We start from the raw sequence: 21681 nt of genomic DNA on the forward strand, positions 1-21681 counted from the left end.
AACCTCCTCAAAAAATTAGTCGCCCTTTCGCTCCAAGGCGGCACCGACCAACCCCATGAAAAGAGGATGGGGGCGAACCGGTCTGGAACGGAACTCCGGGTGGAACTGAACACCCACATACCAGGGATGATCGACCAGTTCTACTATCTCCACCAGATTTTTCTCCGAATAGACCCCGGCGACCTTGAGCCCCGCGGCCTCCAGACGTTCTCTGTACTGATTGTTGAACTCGTAGCGATGGCGATGACGCTCCATCACGAAATCGGAGCCATAGGCCTCGCAAGACTTGGTCCCGGAGATCAGATCGCATCTGTACGCTCCGAGGCGCATGGTTCCGCCCATATCGGAGACGCTCTTCTGATCCTCCATCAGGTGAATCACCGGATTCAGGGTTCCCGGATCCATCTCGGTGCTGTTCGCCCCGGACAGAGAACAGACGTTTCTGGCAAACTCCATAACCGCCACCTGTAGACCCAGACAGAGCCCCAGATAGGGTATTCCGTTTTCCCTGGCATACCTGGCCGCAGCGATCTTTCCCTCTATTCCTCTGGACCCGAAACCACCGGGGACCAACACCGCATCCACCCCTTCCAGGACCACCTCGGCTCCATTGGCCTCGATCTCCTCCGCCTCTATAGGCAAAAGATCGATCCTTACATCGTTGTGTATCCCTGCGTGATACAGAGCCTCTATAACGCTGAGATAGGCATCCTTCAGCCCCACGTATTTACCAACCATGGCAACCCTGACGGAACCGGAGGGAGAGGAAAAGCCGGCCACCACCCTGCGCCAATCGGAGAGATCCGGCTCCTCGCCGAGGTTCAATCCGAGCTTTTTCATCACCAGCTTGTCGAAACCCTGCTCATAAAGGCTTATGGGGATCACGTATATGGTCGAGGCATCCGCCGCCTCCACGATGGAATCGGGAGAAACGTTACAGAACAGGGCTATCTTGTCCTTGAGCTCCGCCGGAACCTTATGGCTGGAACGACAGACTATGACGTCCGGCTGTATCCCGATCTTCCTAAGCTCCTGTACACTGTGCTGAGTCGGCTTGGTCTTGAGCTCTCCGGCTGCATCTATATAGGGGATCAAAGTGACATGGCAGTATAGAAGGTTTTCCCTTCCGACCCTGGATGCCAGCTGACGGATGGCCTCCAGAAAAGGAAGACCCTCTATATCCCCAACGGTGCCTCCTATCTCCACTATCACCACGTCGACCCCATCGGAGGCCTTGAGTATACTCTCCTGTATCTCGTTGGTGATGTGAGGAATGACCTGAACTGTAGCTCCCAGATATCTACCCTTTCTCTCCTTATCGATCACCCTCGAATATATCTTGCCGGTGGTGACGTTGTTTGCAGAGGAAAGGCTTTCGTCGATGAACCTCTCGTAATGCCCTAGGTCCAGATCGGTCTCGGCACCGTCGTCCGTGACGAAAACCTCTCCATGCTGAAAAGGATTCATGGTTCCGGCATCGACGTTTATATAGGGATCGAGCTTCAGGATAGAGACCTTGAAACCCCTTTTCTTCAACAACACTCCCAACGAAGACGCAGTTATCCCCTTGCCAAGAGAGGACACTACGCCTCCAGTCACGAGCACGAACTTAGCCATTATATCTCACCATCCCTTGAAATTTAAAAAACAAAAAGGGCAGGACCAGGGAACCTGGCCCACGCCCAGATTATACCCGAATCGGGATTACATTACCTCACCGAAGATACTTGAGAGGGTTGACCGGCTTGTTGTTGATCCGGATCTCGAAATGAAGATGGGGTCCTGTAGACCTTCCGCTGGTGCCGACCGTAGCCACGACCTTTCCGGCCGAGACCTTCTGCCCCTTTCTCACGTAAAGCTTCTGACAGTGGGCGTATAGGGTGCTGTAGGTGCTGTCGTGTTTTACGACGACCACCCTGCCGTATCCACCCATCCAGCCAGCATATACGACCCTACCGGACCTGGCGGCACGGATCCTGGTATGCCTGGAAGCCTTTATGTCCACGCCTGTATGGAAGGACCTTCTCTTCGATATGGGATGTCTCCTCCATCCGAAGGGACTGTTTATCCTCCCGACAACGGGCCAACGGAATGAACGGCTGCTCCGAGACACCGATCCGCTCCTGGATGCCTGTCGACCGTAGCTCCCGGCCACCTGGCTGGCACCGGGGAGAAAAAGTTCCTGCCCCACGGATATGAGCTTCTTCTGCTCTATTCCGTTGGTGTCCACTATTCTGTTTATATCTACCGAATAGGCAGAGGCTATCTTGCCTAAGGTATCTCCTTTTCTAACCTTATAGAAAACCCCGTCCTGGTTCGGAACCTTCAATGTCATGCCGGGCTTAAGTTTGTCTGGATCGCTGAGAGAATTGGCGCTGAACAAAGTGTCGATGGTCACGTTGAACTTGTTGGATATGCTCCAAAGACTGTCTCCGTTTTGGACCTTGTAGGTTTTCGTGGAGAACGGAACTACCTTATCCTCCTTGGCCTTTTTATTTTCCCTTCTCCGCCTGACCTCGTTCAGGGTGGCGTTTACATCGGAATGAGACCGAGGGATAAGCAACACCTGTCCCAGAGAAAGACGATCGGGATTTTTAAGCTCGTTGGCCTTGATTATATCCCTCTGGGATATATTCGATTTTTGAGCCAACACGAAAAGGGTCTCTCCGGGTTTTACCGAATGCTCTCTCCATACGATAGAGACCTCGTCAAGGGTTACCCCCTCCATAGCGTCCACCTTGCCGGGCGACTGCTCCAGCCGACTGGCAAGTTTGTCAGATTTCGAACCGCTCTTGAGTTCGTCCAGTCCGAGGCTATCGTCAAGATCACCCTCGTCCATGCCCTGTTTCGACAGAGGCACCGGATCGTCCTCGAAGGATACCTCCTCCAGAATGATTTCACCCTCCTGGTACATCGGGTCGGAGGGGATGGGCCCTATACCGGTAGGCTCCACCTCGATTCCGTGAACTCCCTTTATGGCCGCCAAAGCTCTTGACATATCGACGACCACGAACCTGGACGGTATCTCACCGGCAGAATCGGCGGAAGCGGAATACCTCCAGCTATCCCCGGATCTTTCACCGGCGAAAAAGGCCAGAAAAGAGGCCCCGCAAAGCATGATAGCCACGACCGCCATAAAACCGAAATGCCATGAATTTCCGTTAGATGGTCCTCTATTCACATTCCATCACGCTCCCTCGACGGCAGGTCGCCGCCATCTTTTACAATATACGGGAAGAGAGAAAAAGGCAACCCTCCCGAGACCCAGTAAAAATCAGGACTTTCTGATCCCCTGAAGAAACTCCTCGTTGTTGGAAGTCTTTCTCAGACGGTCGATTATCAGGTTCAAAGCCCCGGCCTCGTCCACGTTGGCCAGTTTCCGTCTGAGACCCCACAACCTCTGGAGATCGTCCTCGGAAAGCAGGAGATCCTCTCTCCTCGTTCCGGAACGTCCTATATCCACGGCGGGGAATATGCGCTGCTCCGCCAGCTTTCTCGAAAGATGTATCTCCATGTTGCCCGTGCCCTTGAACTCCTCGTAGATGACGTCGTCCATGCGGCTGCCCGTATCCACCAAAGCGGTTCCTATGATTGTCAGGCTTCCGCCCTCCTCTATGTTCCTGGCGGCTCCGAAAAACCTCTTGGGGAAATAAAGGGCGGCGGGGTCCATTCCTCCCGAAAGGGTACGTCCCGAAGGAGGCACCGTCAGGTTGGAGGCCCTGGCCAGCCTGGTTATGGAGTCCAGAAGCAACACCACATCCTTGCCGGCCTCCACCAGCCTCTTAGCCTTCTCCAACGCCAGATTCGCCACCCTCATGTGCTCCTCGGCAGGACGATCGAAAGTAGAGGCGATTATCTCGCCGTCCACGGAACGGGCGATATCGGTTACCTCTTCGGGACGCTCGTCTATGAGCAAGACCATGAGGATTATCTCGGGATGATTGGTCGTAACGGCGTTAGCCAGATCCTTCAGTATGGTGGTTTTTCCCGCCTTGGGAGGGGAAACCACCAGAGAACGCTGACCCTTTCCTATGGGAGAAAAGAGATCCACCAGCCTAGTGGCCAGTTTCCTGGAATGGGTCTCCAAATTTAGTCTTTCATCGGGGAAAATGGGGGTTAACTGTCCAAAATGAGGGCGATGCTTGGCCGCCTCAGGATCGGTAAAGTTCACGACCTCGACCCTGAGCAGGGCCTCGTAGTGTTCCTGGTCTCTGGGTTTCCTTACCATACCCCAGATTACATCTCCGTTTCTGAGCCCGAACCTTCGTATTTGTGACGCCGAAACGTATATATCGTTGTCGCTGGGCAGAAGCCCCTTCGGACGAAGAAATCCGTAACCGTCGGACATAACCTCCAGGGTGCCACCGCCGAAACGGGTGTTCATCTGTCTGGCCTGAGATTCGAGAATGGCCAGTATAAGATCGTCCTTGCGAAGTGAGGAAAAACCGGACAGATCCGCCTCCTTGGCTATTTTCCGAAGATCCGGCAGGGTCATGGAGACCAGGTTACCGTAGGTAAAACGAGGTCTCGGAGGGGTCTTCTTGTTGTTCCTGCCGTTATCGGGTCTTTCGGAACTCACATCTCCGTCCTCCACATTTACAGTTTTGTTTTCTTGGGTCATTGCACGCTGATTCCTCTCATAGTGATTTTTCGGCGGTCCCATTTCCCTCCACCACTGCGAAGGGAATCCTCCTGATCGGACGATCGTTCAGATCCACCTGAATCTCGTAGGCTCCCAGGGGCAGAGGAGCTCCGTCCTCCCTTAAAAGGTAGAACATCCTGCTCTCGTCCCTTCCGTCTCCCAGAAGCTGAATCTCCTCGTGTATCAACTGCCCACGATAATACCATCTAAGCCGAACGGAATCGTCCTCTTCTCCTCCGGTAGAGTCCATCACCATACACAGCTGGCGAATTCCGAAGCTGAAACGACCTCCCACCCCGTAGGGCACGCCGGAATCGTCCACGTCGACACATACGACGGCACGCTCTATTCGGACCTTTCCAAGAGGTCCTCTATGAAAGGTGATCCACAGAAAAAAAAGGGCAAAGAATAATATGGAGGAAAACACGAAGAGGGCAAAGGATTTTTCGCTTTTCAACGATGACACACCATTCCGGGCCGGAGTGGTCCAATCTCGGCTTCGAAAGCCGTAAAACTGGACCGAGCCACAGGGGGAACGACCCCCTATACTAAAGCTGAAAAATACCACAAAGTGATAGTACCAGATATAGAACGGTCAAGGCAAGCTAAAAGAGATATTTCCGGGAAAAGAAAGGAAGATCGAATATGACTGACACCACGACCACCAGAAAAATCGTTCTAGGAGCCTTAACGGCCGCCATGGTGACGGGAGCCACCATGCTCAGCGCCCCGGTTCCCGGATTCAGGCTGTATTTCAATCTGGGCGAGGGAATAATCTACACCGTGGCGATACTTCTGGGCCCGAGATACGGAGCCGTCTGCGGAGGCCTGGGAGCCGCCCTAGCGGACCTCATACTGGGATACCCTCTATGGGCCCCTTTGACCCTGACGATAAAGGGACTGGAGGGATACGTAGTAGGCCGTCTAGCCCCTTCGGGAAAGATAAGAGCCATACTCGCCGGAGCGACGGTGATGGCGGCGGGATACTCTATATCCGCCGGATTTCTTTACGGCTGGGCCGCCGCTCCGATAGAGCTCATGACTGACATAGTCCAGACCGGCATAGGGGCCGCTATAGCCCTGCCACTATCGGCGACTCTGAAACGTAGACTTCAGGGAACCGGGCTGAGCAACTGAGACTCCACGATATCCCTGACGCCTGCCGCTACGGAACGTTGAATCTCAAGGGGGAAGCCGTCCACCGAGGGCTCCCCTTTGAGGGTAACACCGTCCACCGCACCAGCCGCAACCTCTGCCTCTACCATGGAAGCCACCTCGTCGGGGTCCACTCCACACCATTCACCACAACTCAAAGAAAGAGCCCCGGCGAGGGCATACCCCCCCCAATCGGAGACATCCACCGGCAACGGGGCGTCCGACTCCACCACAGAGAGAAATCTGCTGAACGAAGGCATAAGTTTCCCCAGCTCTCGTCTGAGATTCCCCATACCGGCCTCGTTGCCGCCATCTCCAATACCGATAACGTCCACTTCCTCCCGCTTCGTTAAAACGGCGTCGTCCAAGGAAACCACCATGGATGAGACATCCTGTCCCCTCATATTGTAATACCCTCCGTCCGCCGCCCTTCCAAGTCGCTCCAGATAGACGATAAGATCCGGTTTCCAGCTCAATATGTCAGATCCCTCCGAAGCCGCTCGAGGAACTACGCCATCGATGGCTCTCGACGCCGATGCCACCACGGAAAAACACCTCTCATCGGTCCATAAAGACGCCTCTCGCCCGGAAAGATCGACGGCCCTGGCCAAAGCGGCGGAACCTCCGGGACCGTCCGTCTCTGGAAAACCAGCAGAGGGAACGAAAAATCCGGTCACCACCGCGACCCTGCGGGCCCTGGTCAAAACCTCCAACGCCGAGGACATTACAGAGGGAGAACAGAGCCTGGCAGGTCCCCTTCCCGAACGATTCGACGCTACCAATGCAATCAAGGACTCGAATATATCCATCATATGCTGAGCCTGTCCACCAACTCGATAAGCTCCGGGTTGAGAGGCTTTCTGCCCTCCCAGGAACGACTGAGAGGGGCGGCCACCATCTCGTGACACACGGTGCCTACCATAATTCCGCTTTCCCCCTCCATCAGCCTATCGACGGCGAAGGCCCCCATCCGAGACGCCAGGATGGTGTCGAAAGAGGTGGGCGAACCGCCCCGCTGGATATAGCCTAAAACTGTAACCCTGGCGTCGTAGCCTCCTGTGTCCTTCAGCCTGTCCTTCAGCTCCACGGCGGACATGGCTCCCTCGGCAACCACTATCAGCGAATGCTGCTTGCCCGCCTTTCTGGACTGATGAAGCCTGTCGCAGAGGAACCCCACGTCGAACTTTCTCTCCGGAACCACCACGAACTCGGCCCCGCTCGCTACAGCCACGTTGAGGGCCAGAAAACCGGCCTCTCTACCCATGACCTCAACTATAAACAGTCTATCGTGGCTGGAAGCCGTGTCTCTCAGCTTTTTAACCGCCTCCAGGGCGGTATTCAGGGCGGTATCGTAGCCTATAGTCTCGTCGGTACCGGCAACATCGTTGTCTATGGTTCCGGGAACGCCCACCACCGGCACCCCCAGGTTATGGAGCTCATAGGCTCCCTTGAAAGACCCGTCACCGCCTATCACCACCAAACCGTCTATGGAATGCCTCTCGAGAGACGCCACCGCATCGGCCAGCCCTTCGTCGGTCCGAAACCTCTCACTCCTGGCGGTACGCAGAATGGTTCCCCCTCTGTGGATGATGCCCCCCACGTCTCTAGGCTCTAGACGTTGAAAGGCCCCGTCCATAAGCCCCTCGTAGCCCTGAAACACGCCGTAGACCTCGGCTTTATCGTATATGGCGGACCTGGTCACGGCCCTTATTGCCGCGTTCATGCCAGGAGCATCGCCCCCGCTGGTGAGCACTGCGATACGTTTCATCGGTCACCCTCCCGGAATAAAAACTTCGCCTCCATTTTATCATGAGAGGATAAAAAAACCCCCGATCCAAAAGGACCGGGAGTATAGAACTCGAACTGAAAAAACTTGAATCGTTTATTTGCTCTGGAGCTCGTCTATACGGGATTGAATTCTAGCCAGTTCGGCGTCGAGCTCGTCCAACTGCTTCTGGATGTCGCCCCTCTGTTCCTTGAGGTTGCCCAGGCGTATTATTAAACGATCCAGCTCCAGCCTCTCGGCGGCCTTGCCGGTGAAGAACTGGTCCGGGTTGTCCCTGTACACGTCCCAGAGGAAATCGATGGAGGGACGGCGTCCCATCGTAATTGGACTTACTCCGCCATCAATGGAGAACTTGATGGTCTTAGCCTTGGCGAGAAGAGGCTGACCTGTCTCCTCGTTATAACGTGGAAAATAGACGAACCCCTCCCTCTTGCCTGTGAGCTTGAAGTTGAAGCGTTTGTCGTAGTCCACCGGAGAATAACTCTTACCGTTTATCCACAGCTCAACCTGATCTCCAAAGGGAGCCATACGAAGCGCGGAACCATAGTTGTTAATCTCTATGAAGATCGGAATGTTACGCTCTAACTGAAGAGTCTTGAGAAGCTGATACTTGTAGTTCTCCTCCTCGTCCTTGGTCCAGAGGTTGGCCTTGGCCTCCTTCTGAACCAGCGCCTGGATATACTCGGCCGAGTAATAGGTGACTGTAAACTCAACAAAACCCATATTATCCTCGTCCATTATCTTAACCGTCTTTCTCCACCGAGATAAAACCGAATCGGTGGAGGCAGAGGCGGATAGAGCAACGGACATCAGACACAACAACGACACCGTAAAAACAAGTTTTCTCTTTATGGACATCAATTCAAAACCTCCCTTTCTGCATCTCGGAGGCCATTATACCAAATGGCAAAAGAAAAAGGGACGAGGCTTAGCCTCATCCCTTTAAATTACAGATGGTTCGATTAGAACTTGACGTGAGTACGGAAACGAACGATGTTATCATCTCCGGTACGAGTTGCTGTTCCATCGTGAGTCGTAGCAGAGGTACTATCGCCCCAGTCGACCTTGTCGTAAGCCAGATCAAAGGTGATAGCGGGAGTGTAGTAATACAGGACACCGAAGGTCCAGTTAGTGGCATCGTCAACACCGGTCGCATCGAAATCAGCGGTCAGATAACGCTCGTAGGTAGCCCACTTATCGTTCCACTGCTGTTTCAGGCTTCCGAAGAGAATCGTGGTATCGTCATATCCACGGTTGTAGAGCACAGATGCACCGTATGCATCGTATGCAAAAGCATCTCCACCGTTATTGTTGTTCCAAACGCTGAATCCTTCGTCGAACTTGGCGTACTCAATCCAGATGCTGGTGAACTTAAGAGCATCCTGTTTGACATCAAGTATAGCCTTATAGGCACTGGGACTATCATCTCCACCGGTAACCTTCGGAGCATCAAGATCCTCCATGAAATAAGCACCCTTGAAAGCGATGTTGGGGTTGAAGTTGAAGGTGAAATCAGCCCAATACACGGATTCGTCTTGATTATTGAGATCATCGTAAGCCCTCATCAAACCGTTCAGAGCGAAACGGAACTGCTCGTTGAAGTTGAAGTTGGCACGAAGACCGTAGAACATATAATCGCTATTGACATCATCAACAGTATTGAAGATACCATCAGCACCATTGCTATAACTATCGTCATGACCGATCATAGCCTGAACATCGCCGAGGCCGAAGCTCTTCTGGAACCAGAAGCCCTTCATGCCAGCATCGGTGAACCAAGCATCCTCGTCGATGTAGAGCCCCGAATCCCATTCCCAGTCGTAGAGCCAAAGACCGGCGGTCATCTTGATGTCGTAGGGAAGCTTAGTCTCCAAATAATAACGTTCCCAACGAGTAGGAGCATACTTGGTTGTGCTATCGCTGGTACCAAGACGAGCAACAAACTTAGTGTTCTCGTCGATCTGCTTGCTCATCCAGAGACGGAAACGATTGAGGTTAAACTCCTTGTCGCCTTCAAGGGTATACTCGTCATTGTAGAGATTCCGTTCGCCCTCGAACTTGGCATCGAAGCGCAACTCGCCCCAGAACTTCCATCCGCCGATGTTCTCCTCGAGAACGGCCACGCGGCTGTCGATCTTGTCGACCTTTACGCCGAGGGCATCAAGCTCGTCCTTGAACTCGACGACGAGTCTCTTCAGCATCTCGACATCCTGCTTGCTGGCCTTCTCCATGTCGATAACAGCCAGAGCACGAGCGGTCACGGAAGCCATCTCGTAACGGGTGATGGGCTGGTTGCCCTTAAAGGTACCGTCGGGATAACCGGAGATGATTCCCCTGGCGGCAAGCTGTCCCACTGCGTCGTAGGCCCAGTGGTTCATAGGAACGTCCATGAAAGGATTGGCGGCGAAGGCGGGAGCGGCGAAAGCCACAAGAGCCACGACTGCCAGAAGTGCACAAAGTTTCTTCATGTTTAGTAACCCCCTTGGTTAGGTGTTTTATATTCGCTCGGAACCTAGGGGATCTAAAGGGCTTTCGTCCGGGAAGTTTCCTCGTTTCCTTCTCCGACTACGGCACTTCGTCCCTGTTCGGAACCGATGCGTTTTCTCAAGTCGCTCCTTCCTTGTTGGCTGGGGGTCGTGCACCTCCTTTCCTGCCATCGGGATATCGTCGCGACTATCGAAACTGTTTGATCCAAAGGTCAAGTTGTCAAAGTCCTTCGGCGGGCAAGCGCCCTCAAAAAGCATTATAGCATCACTTTCCGAAGACGCAAGGGTATTAAATCGCCTTTTGATGTACAATGACAGCGAAAACTTCACAGACCTAGGAAAGAGAGGCAACTACCATGGGCTACAAGATACTCTTCTGCTCCGACTCACTGATAATAGACGGGGTTACATCGTACGTCCTTCACGTCGGAACGGCTCTCAGCAGAGAAGGACATCAGGTGGCGGTGCTGGGACGATGGGCCGGCAAGGGATTTCAGAGCCGATACAGAGAAGAAGGAATCAAGGTTATACAGTGTCCATCCCTTACGGTGGGCAACCGTTGGTTCGATAAAAAGGCCAGGGAATTCGATCCGGACGTAATAATGACCGATTCCAGACGATCCTTCCCTCTGGCCACCAGACTTAAGAGGATATTGGACAGACCGGTGGTAACCTACTTTCTCGATCACCTGGAAAAAACGGATAAACCCGGAAGGGACGTTCCCTCGCTGGTAAAATGGAGCGACGCATGGGCCGGTGCAGAGAACCCCATACTTCAAACCCTCCCTAGGCACTCGTCGGGAACCCCCATAATGAAACTTCCGAGACCTCTCGACACAGCGGTTAGGGCAACTCCCCTACCCCCCAAGAACCCATTCGTCATAACCTGTTTCGGTCGCCTCAGCGGCTACAAGACCCCCGGCATGATATACCTTATGGAACACATGGAGGAACTAAAAGAGGCGATCCCCTCCGCCTCCATAACCGTCGTAGGAGGCGGAGGCTGGCGGCTGCTGAAGTTTCGCCAGATGGCGGCATCCATAAACCGTAAAATGGGAGAGCAGTGCGTAAACGTGGTCGGAACAAAGCCGGATCCCAGACCCTGGATAGATCGCTCGAACGCGATATGCGCCGCATCGACGTCGGCGATCGAGTCGATTTTATCTCAAAAACCAACAGTCTGTTTCGCCAGCTACTGGATGGGACATGCCACGCCTGAAAACCTGGACCAAGTGGTGAGATCCTACTTCGGAGAGAGGGGCGGCATAGGTCACTTCAAAAAGGATCCGTCTCTTTTAAAACATATAATCCCCACGTTGGCGGAGATATACAGATCCTACGGCACGGATAGATCGGTCGAGGATCTGGTCACCATCAGAGAAAGACTAACCCCCAAGTTCTCCTCGAGGGAAACGGTGGACTGTTTCGAGGAGATAATGAAGCTTTTCAAGGCGTGAAATCATAGAGGCCGACCCCGAATGGAGTTGGCCTCTATCCTATTTTACATACCTGCCTACCCCATAATAAACGAAACCCAGATCCGCCATCCGCTCCGGCCGATACTGGTTTCTTCCGTCGAAAATAACGTATTCCCCCATCAGATCCTTCATCCTGTCGAACTCGGGACGACGAAATGGAAGCCATTCGGTAAGCAGAATCAGGGCATCGGCGTTCTCCAGAGCTTGATAGTTATCGTCGCAGTAGACTATGCTCTCCGTGTTCGGCAACGCCGCCTTGGCGTTTTCCTGTCCCACCGGGTCGTAGGCCCTGACAGCTGCCCCTTTTTCAAGCAACCAGGGAATTATGTCCAGCGCAGGGGCTTCCCTTATGTCGTCCGTGTTGGGCTTGAAACTGAGGCCCCAGACGGCGAAGGTCTTGCCCGATATATCCGCTCCGTAGTGACTCAGTATCTTATCGAAGAACCACTTTCTCTGGCTCTTGTTTATCTCCTCTACCGATTCCAGAAGGGTCATCGGAACTCCATGGCTTCTTCCGGAGTGGATGAGGGCTTTCACGTCTTTGGGAAAGCAGGATCCACCGTATCCCACCCCGGGATACAGAAAGGCCGATCCTATCCGACCGTCGCTGCCCATGCCATGGCGAACCTGGTCTATGTCCGCTCCGATTTTCTCGCAAAAACGGGCGAGCTGGTTCATGAAACTGATCCTGGTGGCCAGCATGGAGTTGGACGCGTATTTGGTGAGCTCCGCCGATGGTATGGACATGAATATTATCCGGTCTTCCCTGAAGCTGAAGGCGGAGAAGAGTTCTCCCAGAAGATCGGCGGTTTTCTGATTGTCCGTCCCTATGACCACCCTGTCGGGGCTCATGAAGTCGTCTATTGCCGAGCCTTCCTTGAGGAACTCGGGGCAAAACGCCACGTCGAAGTCGAGGTCGTCTCGTCCCCTTATGCCGAGCTCTTCCGAAACACACAGCCTCGCCTTTTCCGTCGTCCCCACCGGAACGGTGGATTTCACCACCACGACCTTGTAGTCTTCCATGGCCGATCCTATCTGTCTGGCCGCGTCTAAAACGTAACGGAGGTCGGCGGAACCGTCCTCTCCCGGAGGTGTACCCACGGCGATGAAAACGAAAGGACTGTCGTCCAGGGCTTCCTTCAGGTCGGTGGTGAATCTCAGTCTTCCCTGTTTCACGTTGCGGGAGACCATGTCCTCCAGACCCGGTTCGTATATGGGGATCTCTCCGTTTTTAAGTCGTTCTATTTTGGATCCGTCCACGTCGACGCACCAGACGCTGTGTCCTACCTCGGCAAGGCAGGTTCCCGTCACGAGTCCGACGTAGCCAGTTCCTATCATGCAGATATGCATTGAACTATCCCTTCCCGACCTCAGATTCATATAGCTCGTTCTTTTTTTCACATCCCATATAGCCATGTTCTCTTATTTGATGATACTCATAAAACTTCGAGAATTTTAAAAATCTCATATATCCTACATTGACAGAATGAATAAAACCCCAGAAACCATAGAGAAAATACCGTTCCAGTATAAAATATCGGAAAAAGTTTCCCACCATACAGCCTACCATTCGCCATGGGCTGTAGTTTTTATGTTCTAGAAGAGCTCTTTTTACCTGATCGTCGGTAGCGACGTTGCGTTTTTCCACAGTTCGCCTTATGGACAAGAAGGAATAATGATTAATAAAATTGTAGAGCAACCTGGTTTGGGGGGTTTTCTTTATAAAGACGACATCGTCAAAACCGAACTTACCACTCATCCTCATGGCTTTTCGGCTGTAGAGTCTGACAAGCTGATAATGCTTGACCCACCTGTTAGGCTTCGAATAACCAGGGAACATCTCGCCGCTCCTCAGCTTGTATCCGTCGCAGTCAGGCCCGTTTTTCTTTATCTTCATGATTTCCTCCAAGAGTTCCTTGGACATCACTTCGTCAGCATCCAAGCGAAGAACCCACTCGTTGGAACAGCAACTCTCCGCAAAAGCAACCTGGTGTCCTATTGAAGTCCAATCATGATGTATGAATTTTGCGCCGTATCGTTCCGCAACATCTCTGGTTCTGTCGGTACTGCCTGAATCAACCACTATGATCTCGTCCGCCAAAGGTGCTGCCGCCTCCAACATGAGGGGCAACCTGGCCTCCTCATTTTTGGTAACAGTGTAAAGTGATATCTTCATTTTATCCTCCATGATCTAATCTCGGAATAGGACTACGATATTTACAATCCAGTTCAGTCGATAAATCTCGCCATCTCCCGAGAGAAATCTCCCCTTGGTTCGTAGTCCAGCAACCTATGAGCTTTGTCAGCATCCGCCCAGGTCTGTGGCACATCTCCCGGTTGGGTTGGCTGTCTGTCTATGATCGCCTTTATCCCTAGGGTTTGCTCTATAGCCTCTATCATCTCCGCCAGGCTTACCGTTTTGTTGTTGCCCAGGTTTATGACTTCGTAGAGGGTTTTGTCGTAGTCCATGGCGGATCTTATTCCCTTTACTATGTCCTCTACGTAGGTATAGTCCCTTCTGGTGCTTCCGTCTCCATAAACCGGTATCGGCTTGCCCTCTTTTATGAGCTTTGTGAATTTATGTATAGCCAGGTCGGGCCTCTGTCTCGGTCCGTAGACGGTGAAAAACCGGAGTGCCAAAAATCTTATGTCGTAGAGGTGGCTGTAGACGTGCCCCATGAGCTCTCCGCTTACTTTGGTCGAGGCGTAGGGGCTTATGGGCATCAGAACATGATCGTCCTCGCTCCACGGTACGTTAGGGTTTATGCCGTAGACGCTGGAGGACGATGCGAACACAAATTGCTTTATATTTCTCTCTTTGGCGAACTCGAGCATGTTCTGTGTGCCTGTTACGTTTACCTCCTGATAGCCTACAGGATCCTGTATAGAGGGCCTCACCCCCGCCTTGGCGGCCAGGTGGACTATTACGTCGTAGCTGTCGTTCAGCTTCTCCCTCATGCCCGGCAGGTTACGGATATCCTCCTCCACCAGACGATATTTTGGGTTATCTCTGTGAGGGGCTATGTTGGACAGCTTGATCGATTTATCGTAAAAGGGATCGAAGTTGTCCACTACCGTAACGTTCCAGCCCTGATCCATGAGCAGGTCCACCAGATGGCTTCCGATGAATCCTGCTCCTCCTGTGACTAGACAGTGTTTCGTCACAGAACACACCTCCCTGTTCATCTGCTCCGGGTTATACTGATCCCTTCCGTCAAAGATTACGTCTCCTGTTATTAGCTCTTTCCTTTCTTATGGCACTTATAGCCAACAGAAGTCCCTTAAAGGTTTTTTCTAAACCAAATTCCCTAGACATCTTTATCGCACGTCTCCCAACAGCCCATAGGTAAAACAGGTGCCCTAGTATGGGATGGTTTTCCGAAGCAACTTTCATTGTCAAATATCTATTGTAGAAAGTCGCTGCTGCTCTATCCACACCCCACAGTCTGTCACCGACAGCGGAGCGATGAACTATGTAGCCACCCTCTGCTATATATAATGGTTTTCCATATCGACGAAAAACTCTATGGGAAAATTCAATATCCTCGAATATGGCATACGACCCAAAGGTCTCAAGCTTCTCGTTGAATTTCATGGAATCAAAGACTTTTTTACGAAAAGCCATAGAACAGCCACTCAACCACTCTGCTGGTCCCGCAGGAGCGGACATACTCCTGCCGGATCCGGACAGGGAGACCTTCCGTCTTTTTCTATAGCCCAGAGCTCTCAGAGCCCTTCCCTTGAGGCTATCGTCCCTCTTCTGAAAGGAGCCGTCTCTGGATACCTGATAGACGGTCAATCCGAACCCCATGCTCTCCGGATGTCTATCCATACATTCCTTTAGTCCTCCTATTCCGTCGGGAGAGACATCGCTATCGTCATCAATAAAAAATATAATGCTACCTTTAACAACCCTCACAGAATCATTTCTCTGAGAAGCACTCCCCACCCTTGGAGCCTTAAAGTAACGGAGATCTATGCCCCTTGATTTAAATCTTTCAGCAAAAGACTTAGCAACTAGGCACGAGAGATCATCTGTACTGGCATCCCACAGAATAACCTCAAAATCGCTATAATCTTGCAGGAGCAGGGAAGGTAAAGAGATATCTCTTAAAGCCTCTGGCCTGTTTTTAGTAGCTATAACAACCGAGATCATTTACATCACGTCCAAATCTTTATCCAGTTATCAGGAATTACAAAACTGGAGTCCATTTTTCTAAACCACCGACCTGGAGCTATCGTCACAGTAGAGGTGTCCTGCCCGAGCCAAGCTCCCCACCAGCTAAAAGAGCTGTTTGCGACTACATGATGATCGCAACAGGACATAAGGGCAAGCTCCTCGTAGTCCTTCAGGTCTTCGCCTGAAACATAAATCGTCTTATCTCCCAAACATAGATTATTTCTAGCCCACACAGGATCGTCGGTGAAAACGTAAAAGACAAGACCATCGGATATAGTATTAAGTATCTCTTTTGCCCTAAGATAGTATTCAATAGGGAGAACGCCATGGACCCTGTTCGCAGAGCTATCGGTGACATAGTCCCCCCTTCTGACGTGGACGCTGATCGATCCACCAGGTTCGCTCAACATGCGTTTTTTCCAAGCCAGGAAGGCAGAAGACTCCTCTATGACTCTAAAGTCAGACCTTATAACGTCTGAGTACCTAGAAAAATATTTTTCAGACTGCCAATATCCATCCACAAAAAGATGACTAAGCTTTTCAGATAGTACTTCATCCAGGGAAACAAGGACTGGAGGAAAGGGTTCGACAAGAACTCCAGGCATATTCTTATCCATTCCCCACACTCCCCACCGTCTGAGTTTTTTAGTCATCTTGACCTTAAGCCTCGTGCTGGTGCTAAGATAGCAACCAAAAGGGATGTTTTTAGTCAAACTATAAATACCAAGAGAAAAAGGCCTACTATCACTTCCAAAATTGGATATATCAAGCTTCAGGTCAAGCCCAAGATCCAACGCCAAGGCTCGACCAAAAGCGTACTGGAACATCTGGTTGCCAAGACCGCCACAACACTTAGCTATTACGCACATAAAATCACCATCAATGAATCCCCATACCATCAACTAGGGTTCTTATAAAAGCATCTCCACTGAACAGCGACGCTTTCTGGCTAGTCAAAAAATCGACCGCTGCATCAAGATAGCTTCTATGACTGGATTCGTCCATGGAGGAAATAAAGCCGTAGATATCATTGATGGAGTCGAATCGACGGGCATCTATGAAAGCCTCCTCTGGAATCAGGGAGGATACTCCTTTCCAGCCCCAATATATAGGGACCACACCACAGGAGAAGGAGTCAAAGATCTTCTCGGTGATATATCCTGGGACATCCTTCATGTTCTCGTAGCAAAAATTGAACTTATAATCAGGAAGAGTATCCTCCTTGCTGCTCAATCGCCCTCTATAGATCGAATAGTCCTTTATCCTTACCGGATACTCTCCCCTCGACCACCGAGCCATATTCTTGAAAAACTCCTTGGTCTTTTTTCTTAAGCTCAGATTCCATTCGTTGCCGTAGAGGTCTAAGTCATCGGGGTGATTTAACTCAAACCAGTCTAACACCTTTCTCCTCTCCGAATAAAGCTCATTAGGAGACTTGTTTTTTTTGTTCCCTGCCACCATGACACACATTTTTTTATCCTGAAAGGAAAATCTAGAGCGATCTGGGAGTTCCAGTCGATTGGGCCAATAATACCTCACGAACTTCTCACCCTTAAGGTCCGGGCTCCAGGTAAAAACTCTATCGAATAAGCTGTAGTTGGACTCTCTCCAGTTTTCGGGGACAATTTGGGAGCACTCCGACTGAACCAGATATTTACGCTGAGGCCCGTTTAGGATTTTACTCTGGTAAAGGGCTATCTTGTTGGGCATATCAAAGAAAAGTATCTTCTCAAAACCATCAAGGGAGTCCCTTACGGGATCCGGAGCGGACAATGACCAACCAAGTTTCTCCATTCTGTCTTTGAGGTCGCCAAAATAAAAGCCCCAGCTGTTACCCAGAGGAAGATCCTTCATCCAGTCAGGATCGAATATCCTGTCGTTCCCGTAATATATCTCTCCATAAGCAAAAAGTGCTATTTTTCTCATTTTGCATCCTCGCAGTTCATATCTATCCTCACAATATCGTCCTCCCCAAGATACGGCCCGTTTTGGACCTCTATTATCTCGAGTGGGATCTTTCCGGGGTTTATGAGCCTGTGGAGCTGATTTTTCTGTATGAAGGTGCTTTCCCCTTCGTGGAGGTAGAAGGTCTCTTCGTCCCTCTCGACCTGGGCTGTGCCTTTTACCACTATCCAGTGTTCCGTCCTGTGGTGGTGATACTGGAGGCTCAGGGCTTTTCCCGGGTGGACGGTTATCCTCTTTACCTTTATGCCGTCCCCTTCGTGGAGAATTCTATAGTCTCCCCATCTCCTGGCGCTTTCGGGGGCTTGGGTTACTTCCGGTCTGGACCGCTCTTTCAGTGTGGAGACTACGTCTTTGACCGATTGGGATGTCCCCCTAGGGGCTATGTACAGGGCGTCGGCGGTGTCCACCACCAGCAGGTCGCTGACCCCCGACAGGGCTATGAGCCGTCTGTCCCCTTGGACCAGGCATCCTTCCGACCGATCGGCCAGGACGTCCCCTTTTAGGACGTTGCGGTTGCCGTCTTTTTCCCCCTGCTGATAGATGGCGTCCCAGCTTCCCAGGTCGGACCAGCAGGCGTCCAGTGGGACCACCGCCACTGAGGGGGCTTTTTCCATTATGCCGTAGTCTATTGATACCGAGGGAAGGTCTTTGAATCCCTCGACCATGGCCATCTCTCCACCTTCCATGAGTTTCGCTATCTCCGGAAGGTGTTCTTTGAAGGAGTCTATCATGTCCCCGGCCCGAAAGAGAAATATCCCGCCGTTCCACAGGTATTGTCCGCTTTGGACGTATTCCTTTGCTTTTTTTAGGTCCGGCTTTTCGACGAACTGAGATACGTCGTTCCAGCCCCCCCTGTCTTCGCCTTTTTTTATGTAGCCGAATCCGGTCTCTGGAGCGTCCGGGACTATGCCGAAGGTGACCAGTTTTCCCTCTTCCAGCGCCAGTAGCCCCAGCTTCAGTGCGTCGTGGAAGGCTTTTTCGTTTTGGATTATGTGGTCGCTGGGACATACGAGGACTGGAGTTTCCCTGGTTGCCCCTTTTTCCATAAGATGGGCCAGCCCAAGGGCTATGGCCGGAGCGGTGTTTCTGCCTTCCGGCTCGAGGACATGTATGTTTCCTTTCAAGCCTACGTCGGAGGCCTGGTAGGCTATCTGGCTGTCCCATCTCTCTCCTGCCACTATTTTTATGCCCTCTTGGCCGCAGAGGGGCAGAAGCCTTTTTATGGTTGTCTGAAGGAGGCTGTAGTCTCCTGCGAGTTTCAGAAACTGTTTTGGGACCTCTTCCCTTGAGAGGGGCCACAGTCTGGTCCCTCCGCCTCCTGCCAGTATGAGGGCTTTTATCTCGGTCATTTCCCCCCCCCCAGTATGTCCTCCAGGATGGAGAGTTCCTCCTGACGATAGTCCGGGTGGTTGCCGCAGTAGAGGCCGCAGCGGTGGATAAAGTCGGCGCCTTTAAGTTCCCTGCTTTTGGGGACGTATTTGCCGTAGAAGGGCTGTCTTTGGATGTTGCCAGCTATCAAGGGCCTTATCTCCACTCCTCCTCGCTCCAGCTTTTCGCCGTATTTTCCCCTTAGCTCCGGGGTTTTGCAAAGTATTGGTATGGCGAAGTTGGAGAGGACCGTCAGGTGGTCTCTCTTTAAGGTGAGGAGGTCTGGGTTGGATTTTATGGCCCTCTCCACCCTGAGGTAGTTATCCTGTCTTTTGAGGATCGAGCCAGGGAGGTGGGCCAGCTGCTGTTGGCCCAAAAATCCGGTTATCTCCGTGGGCCTTAGGTTGTAACCCAGGTCGTAGAAGGTGTATTTAGCGTCCAGTTCGGATTGAACCCGATATTTCGCCCGGATGGTGTTTTTTTCCTCTTCCTCCAGGTTTCTGTCCCAGCCGTTGGCACGGACGAGTTTAAGCATGGCGGTGAGCTCCAGATCGTCGGTGCAGATCATGCCGCCTTCGATGGTGGACATGTGGTGGGAGACGAAGAAGGAGAAGGTGGAGGCGAGGCCGAAGTTGCCCAGTTTCGTACCCTTCAGCTCGGATCCAAGGGATTCGCAGTTGTCCTCCAGGAGGATTATTCCCCTTTCCCGGCAGATGTCCCGGATTGCGTCCAGATCTCCGGCAAAGCCCAGGGCGTTGGTTATGAAGAGGGCTTTCAGGGGGTGGTCTTTGAGGCATCTCTCAAGTTCCTCGGGCTCGACGTTCAATGTTTCCCTGGAGCAGTCCAAGGCCACAGGGACCATGCCCAGCTGTATTATGGGCATGGTGTTGGTGGACCAGGTGACGGCGGAGAAACCTATAAGGTCTTCGTCTTTCAGTTTTCCCATGTTTTTAAGGGCCTGGAGTAGGGCTAAGTTGGCGCTTCCTCCGCTGTTGAAGAGCACCGCCCTGTTTCGCCCCTGATATGCGGCGAAACTTTCCTCAAACTTGCAACATTCAGCCCCCATGCTGAGGATCCGGGCGTCCAGGACGAATTTAGACAGGGCTTTTTTTGTCTCCTCCTCCTGGAGGAAGGTGTTTTTCACCAGAGGGACTTTATACACCGCTTTGTCTCTCCTCTCTCAGCTTTTCGTATTGGTCTATCATCCGGGCGATCCCCTCGCTCAGCGGTATTCGGGGCTCGAAGCCCAGTCCTCTGAGTTTCGAGACGTCCAGCCGTTTTATCGGCATTCCGTCGGGTTTGGAGGGGTCCCATAGTATCTCTCCGTCGTAGGCGACCGCTTTTTTGATCTCCTCCGCCAGGCCCTTTATGGATATGTCCTCTCCGCTGCCCAGGTTTATTATGTCCGGGCTGTCCCATTTTTCCATGAGGAGGGTGACGGCTCTGGCCATGTCGTCGACGTGGAGAAACTCCCGTCTGGCGCTGCCGGTTCCCCACAGGGTTATGGTGGGGGCCTTTTCCCTCTTCGCCTCCACAAATCGCCTGACCAGGGCGGCGATGACGTGGGAGTGGTCTGGGTGGAAGCTGTCTCCCGGGCCGTAGAGGTTGCAGGGCATGACGGAGAGGCCCTTTATGCCGCGCTGTCTGCTCAGGTACTGGACGAGCCGGAGGCCCGCTATTTTGGCCAGGGCGTAGCCTTCGTTGGTGGGCTCCAATGGGCCTGTGAGGAGGTATTCCTCTTTCATGGGCTGAGGGCATTCCCGAGGGTATATGCAGGAGCTTCCCAGGAATACCAGCTTTTTTACGCCGTTGGCGGCGGCTCCGTTTATGACGTTGTTCTGGATCTGGAGGTTTTCGTAGAGGAATCCGTAGGGGTCCGCCATGTTGGCTCCTATTCCTCCGACTCTGGCGGCGGCCAGGATCACCACTTCGGGGCGGTTGGCCCGAAAGAAGTTTTCAGTTGCTCTTTGGTCCAGCAGGTCCAGTTCTTCGCGGGTTTTAGTTATTATGTCTTTAGCCCCTCGGTCTTTAAGGGCACGGACGATGGCGCTGCCTGCCATACCACGGTGCCCTGCTACGTATGTTCTTTGTTCCGCTATATCTTGTTTTTTCATGCGTTTCGCACGCTCCAGAATCGATCATGCGCGCAATCATCGCCCATGCTCTGTATTTTAGGATGAGGATCGATAGGCTTTAGCTTTTTTCTAAGGATACCTAGCAAGTTAGCACTATCGATGACAACCGGAAAAAGCCTGCTCTTTTTAAGAGGTTGTTCAAGATGGAATACAATCCGTATCTTCTGCGCTTTAAGACATCGCTGAGCCATTTCTCTTTCTTCTAAAACATTCCCATTCAAAGCAGCAGGGAGAAGAGCAGCAAGGGTACTCAGCGATTTATTCAGGATAACTTCATGGATCGGCTCAGTGGATATTCTAGAATGAGCCCGATAATCCTTGGCCTCGATCAAATATAGGACCTTTCCCGGGCTCAAAGCTATCAGATCAGACGCTTTGATATGATCTTTCATCCTTGAAAAATGTTCTCTATAAAAGGTCCAGTCGTCGAATTTTGCTACCTCCCAGTCATCTGGAAAATCAAAAACCAGAGAATCAACCACACAG

20 protein-coding genes are annotated in these 21681 nt (G+C 52.1%); 2 read left to right on the forward strand and 18 right to left on the reverse strand.

What is annotated here, in order from left to right:
• Positions 1–15: 15 nt before the first annotated feature.
• The 4 genes from DPEP_RS01085 to DPEP_RS12545 all read right to left on the reverse strand — a co-directional run bounded on the left by DPEP_RS01085 (position 16) and on the right by DPEP_RS12545 (position 5099).
• Positions 16–1617 carry a CTP synthase gene (locus DPEP_RS01085; protein ID WP_005658843.1) on the reverse strand — a complete coding sequence of 534 codons (1602 nt, stop codon included), beginning with the start codon at positions 1615–1617 and terminating at the stop codon, positions 16–18.
• A gap of 97 nt (positions 1618–1714) precedes the next feature.
• Positions 1715–3181 (reverse strand): LysM peptidoglycan-binding domain-containing M23 family metallopeptidase, encoded by a 1467-nt coding sequence (locus DPEP_RS01090; protein WP_005658844.1) that lies wholly within the window; start codon positions 3179–3181, stop codon positions 1715–1717.
• A gap of 93 nt (positions 3182–3274) precedes the next feature.
• Positions 3275–4663, reverse strand: a complete 1389-nt coding sequence (rho, locus tag DPEP_RS01095) for a transcription termination factor Rho (protein ID WP_005658845.1) — start codon at positions 4661–4663, stop codon at positions 3275–3277.
• A complete protein-coding gene (locus DPEP_RS12545; RefSeq protein ID WP_050771278.1) occupies positions 4638–5099 on the reverse strand; it encodes a hypothetical protein in 462 nt (153 codons plus the stop codon). Before DPEP_RS12545 ends, rho begins: the two co-directional genes overlap by 26 nt.
• A gap of 188 nt (positions 5100–5287) precedes the next feature.
• Between DPEP_RS12545 and DPEP_RS01105 the strand changes: the two genes are divergently transcribed.
• Positions 5288–5779 (forward strand): ECF transporter S component, encoded by a 492-nt coding sequence (locus DPEP_RS01105; protein WP_005658847.1) that lies wholly within the window; start codon positions 5288–5290, stop codon positions 5777–5779.
• On the opposite strand, the gene DPEP_RS01110 is transcribed toward DPEP_RS01105, so the two are convergent.
• The 4 genes from DPEP_RS01110 to DPEP_RS01125 all read right to left on the reverse strand — a co-directional run bounded on the left by DPEP_RS01110 (position 5755) and on the right by DPEP_RS01125 (position 10051).
• Positions 5755–6609 carry a glutamate cyclase domain-containing protein gene (locus DPEP_RS01110; RefSeq protein ID WP_005658848.1) on the reverse strand — a complete coding sequence of 285 codons (855 nt, stop codon included), beginning with the start codon at positions 6607–6609 and terminating at the stop codon, positions 5755–5757. The genes DPEP_RS01105 and DPEP_RS01110 overlap by 25 nt on opposite strands.
• On the reverse strand, positions 6606–7565 hold the full coding sequence (gene pfkA / locus DPEP_RS01115; protein WP_005658849.1) for a 6-phosphofructokinase: 960 nt from the start codon (positions 7563–7565) through the stop codon (positions 6606–6608). Before pfkA ends, DPEP_RS01110 begins: the two co-directional genes overlap by 4 nt.
• Positions 7566–7679: 114 nt before the next feature.
• Positions 7680–8441, reverse strand: coding sequence for a hypothetical protein (locus DPEP_RS01120; protein ID WP_005658850.1), 762 nt, complete (start codon positions 8439–8441; stop codon positions 7680–7682).
• A gap of 104 nt (positions 8442–8545) precedes the next feature.
• Positions 8546–10051, reverse strand: a complete 1506-nt coding sequence (locus tag DPEP_RS01125) for an S-layer homology domain-containing protein (protein ID WP_005658852.1) — start codon at positions 10049–10051, stop codon at positions 8546–8548.
• A gap of 374 nt (positions 10052–10425) precedes the next feature.
• Between DPEP_RS01125 and DPEP_RS01130 the strand changes: the two genes are divergently transcribed.
• Positions 10426–11526 (forward strand): glycosyltransferase, encoded by a 1101-nt coding sequence (locus DPEP_RS01130; protein ID WP_005658854.1) that lies wholly within the window; start codon positions 10426–10428, stop codon positions 11524–11526.
• A gap of 39 nt (positions 11527–11565) precedes the next feature.
• Here DPEP_RS01130 and DPEP_RS01135 read toward each other — a convergent pair whose 3' ends face one another.
• From DPEP_RS01135 to DPEP_RS01180, 10 genes are read right to left on the reverse strand one after another with little or no spacing between them, the layout of a single operon-like run.
• Entirely contained in the window at positions 11566–12948 is a 1383-nt protein-coding gene (locus DPEP_RS01135; RefSeq protein WP_241760453.1) for a UDP-glucose dehydrogenase family protein, read from the reverse strand.
• Positions 12902–13735: a glycosyltransferase family 2 protein gene (locus DPEP_RS01140; RefSeq protein WP_241760454.1), complete on the reverse strand. Its 834-nt coding sequence runs from the start codon at positions 13733–13735 to the stop codon at positions 12902–12904. The genes DPEP_RS01135 and DPEP_RS01140 overlap by 47 nt, the downstream gene beginning before the upstream one ends.
• 41 nt (positions 13736–13776) lie before the next feature.
• Positions 13777–14712: a GDP-mannose 4,6-dehydratase gene (locus tag DPEP_RS01145; protein ID WP_005658859.1), complete on the reverse strand. Its 936-nt coding sequence runs from the start codon at positions 14710–14712 to the stop codon at positions 13777–13779.
• Positions 14713–14761: 49 nt separating this feature from the next.
• Positions 14762–15703: a glycosyltransferase family 2 protein gene (locus DPEP_RS01150; protein WP_005658862.1), complete on the reverse strand. Its 942-nt coding sequence runs from the start codon at positions 15701–15703 to the stop codon at positions 14762–14764.
• A gap of 5 nt (positions 15704–15708) precedes the next feature.
• A complete protein-coding gene (locus DPEP_RS01155) occupies positions 15709–16626 on the reverse strand; it encodes an alpha-1,2-fucosyltransferase (RefSeq protein ID WP_040382280.1) in 918 nt (305 codons plus the stop codon).
• Positions 16607–17653 carry a glycosyltransferase family 10 domain-containing protein gene (locus DPEP_RS01160; RefSeq protein ID WP_005658866.1) on the reverse strand — a complete coding sequence of 349 codons (1047 nt, stop codon included), beginning with the start codon at positions 17651–17653 and terminating at the stop codon, positions 16607–16609. Before DPEP_RS01160 ends, DPEP_RS01155 begins: the two co-directional genes overlap by 20 nt.
• Complete coding sequence (locus DPEP_RS01165) at positions 17650–19041, reverse strand: mannose-1-phosphate guanylyltransferase/mannose-6-phosphate isomerase (RefSeq protein WP_005658867.1); 1392 nt, start codon at positions 19039–19041, stop codon at positions 17650–17652. Before DPEP_RS01165 ends, DPEP_RS01160 begins: the two co-directional genes overlap by 4 nt.
• Entirely contained in the window at positions 19038–20222 is a 1185-nt protein-coding gene (locus tag DPEP_RS01170) for a DegT/DnrJ/EryC1/StrS family aminotransferase (protein WP_005658869.1), read from the reverse strand. Before DPEP_RS01170 ends, DPEP_RS01165 begins: the two co-directional genes overlap by 4 nt.
• Positions 20215–21174 (reverse strand): GDP-L-fucose synthase family protein, encoded by a 960-nt coding sequence (locus DPEP_RS01175; protein ID WP_040382282.1) that lies wholly within the window; start codon positions 21172–21174, stop codon positions 20215–20217. The genes DPEP_RS01170 and DPEP_RS01175 overlap by 8 nt, the downstream gene beginning before the upstream one ends.
• Positions 21171–21677 (reverse strand): hypothetical protein, encoded by a 507-nt coding sequence (locus DPEP_RS01180; protein ID WP_198003009.1) that lies wholly within the window; start codon positions 21675–21677, stop codon positions 21171–21173. Before DPEP_RS01180 ends, DPEP_RS01175 begins: the two co-directional genes overlap by 4 nt.
• Positions 21678–21681: the final 4 nt, after the last annotated feature.

The organism is Dethiosulfovibrio peptidovorans DSM 11002 (assembly GCF_000172975.1).
In the GTDB taxonomy this organism is placed as follows: Bacteria; Synergistota; Synergistia; order Synergistales; family Dethiosulfovibrionaceae; genus Dethiosulfovibrio; species Dethiosulfovibrio peptidovorans.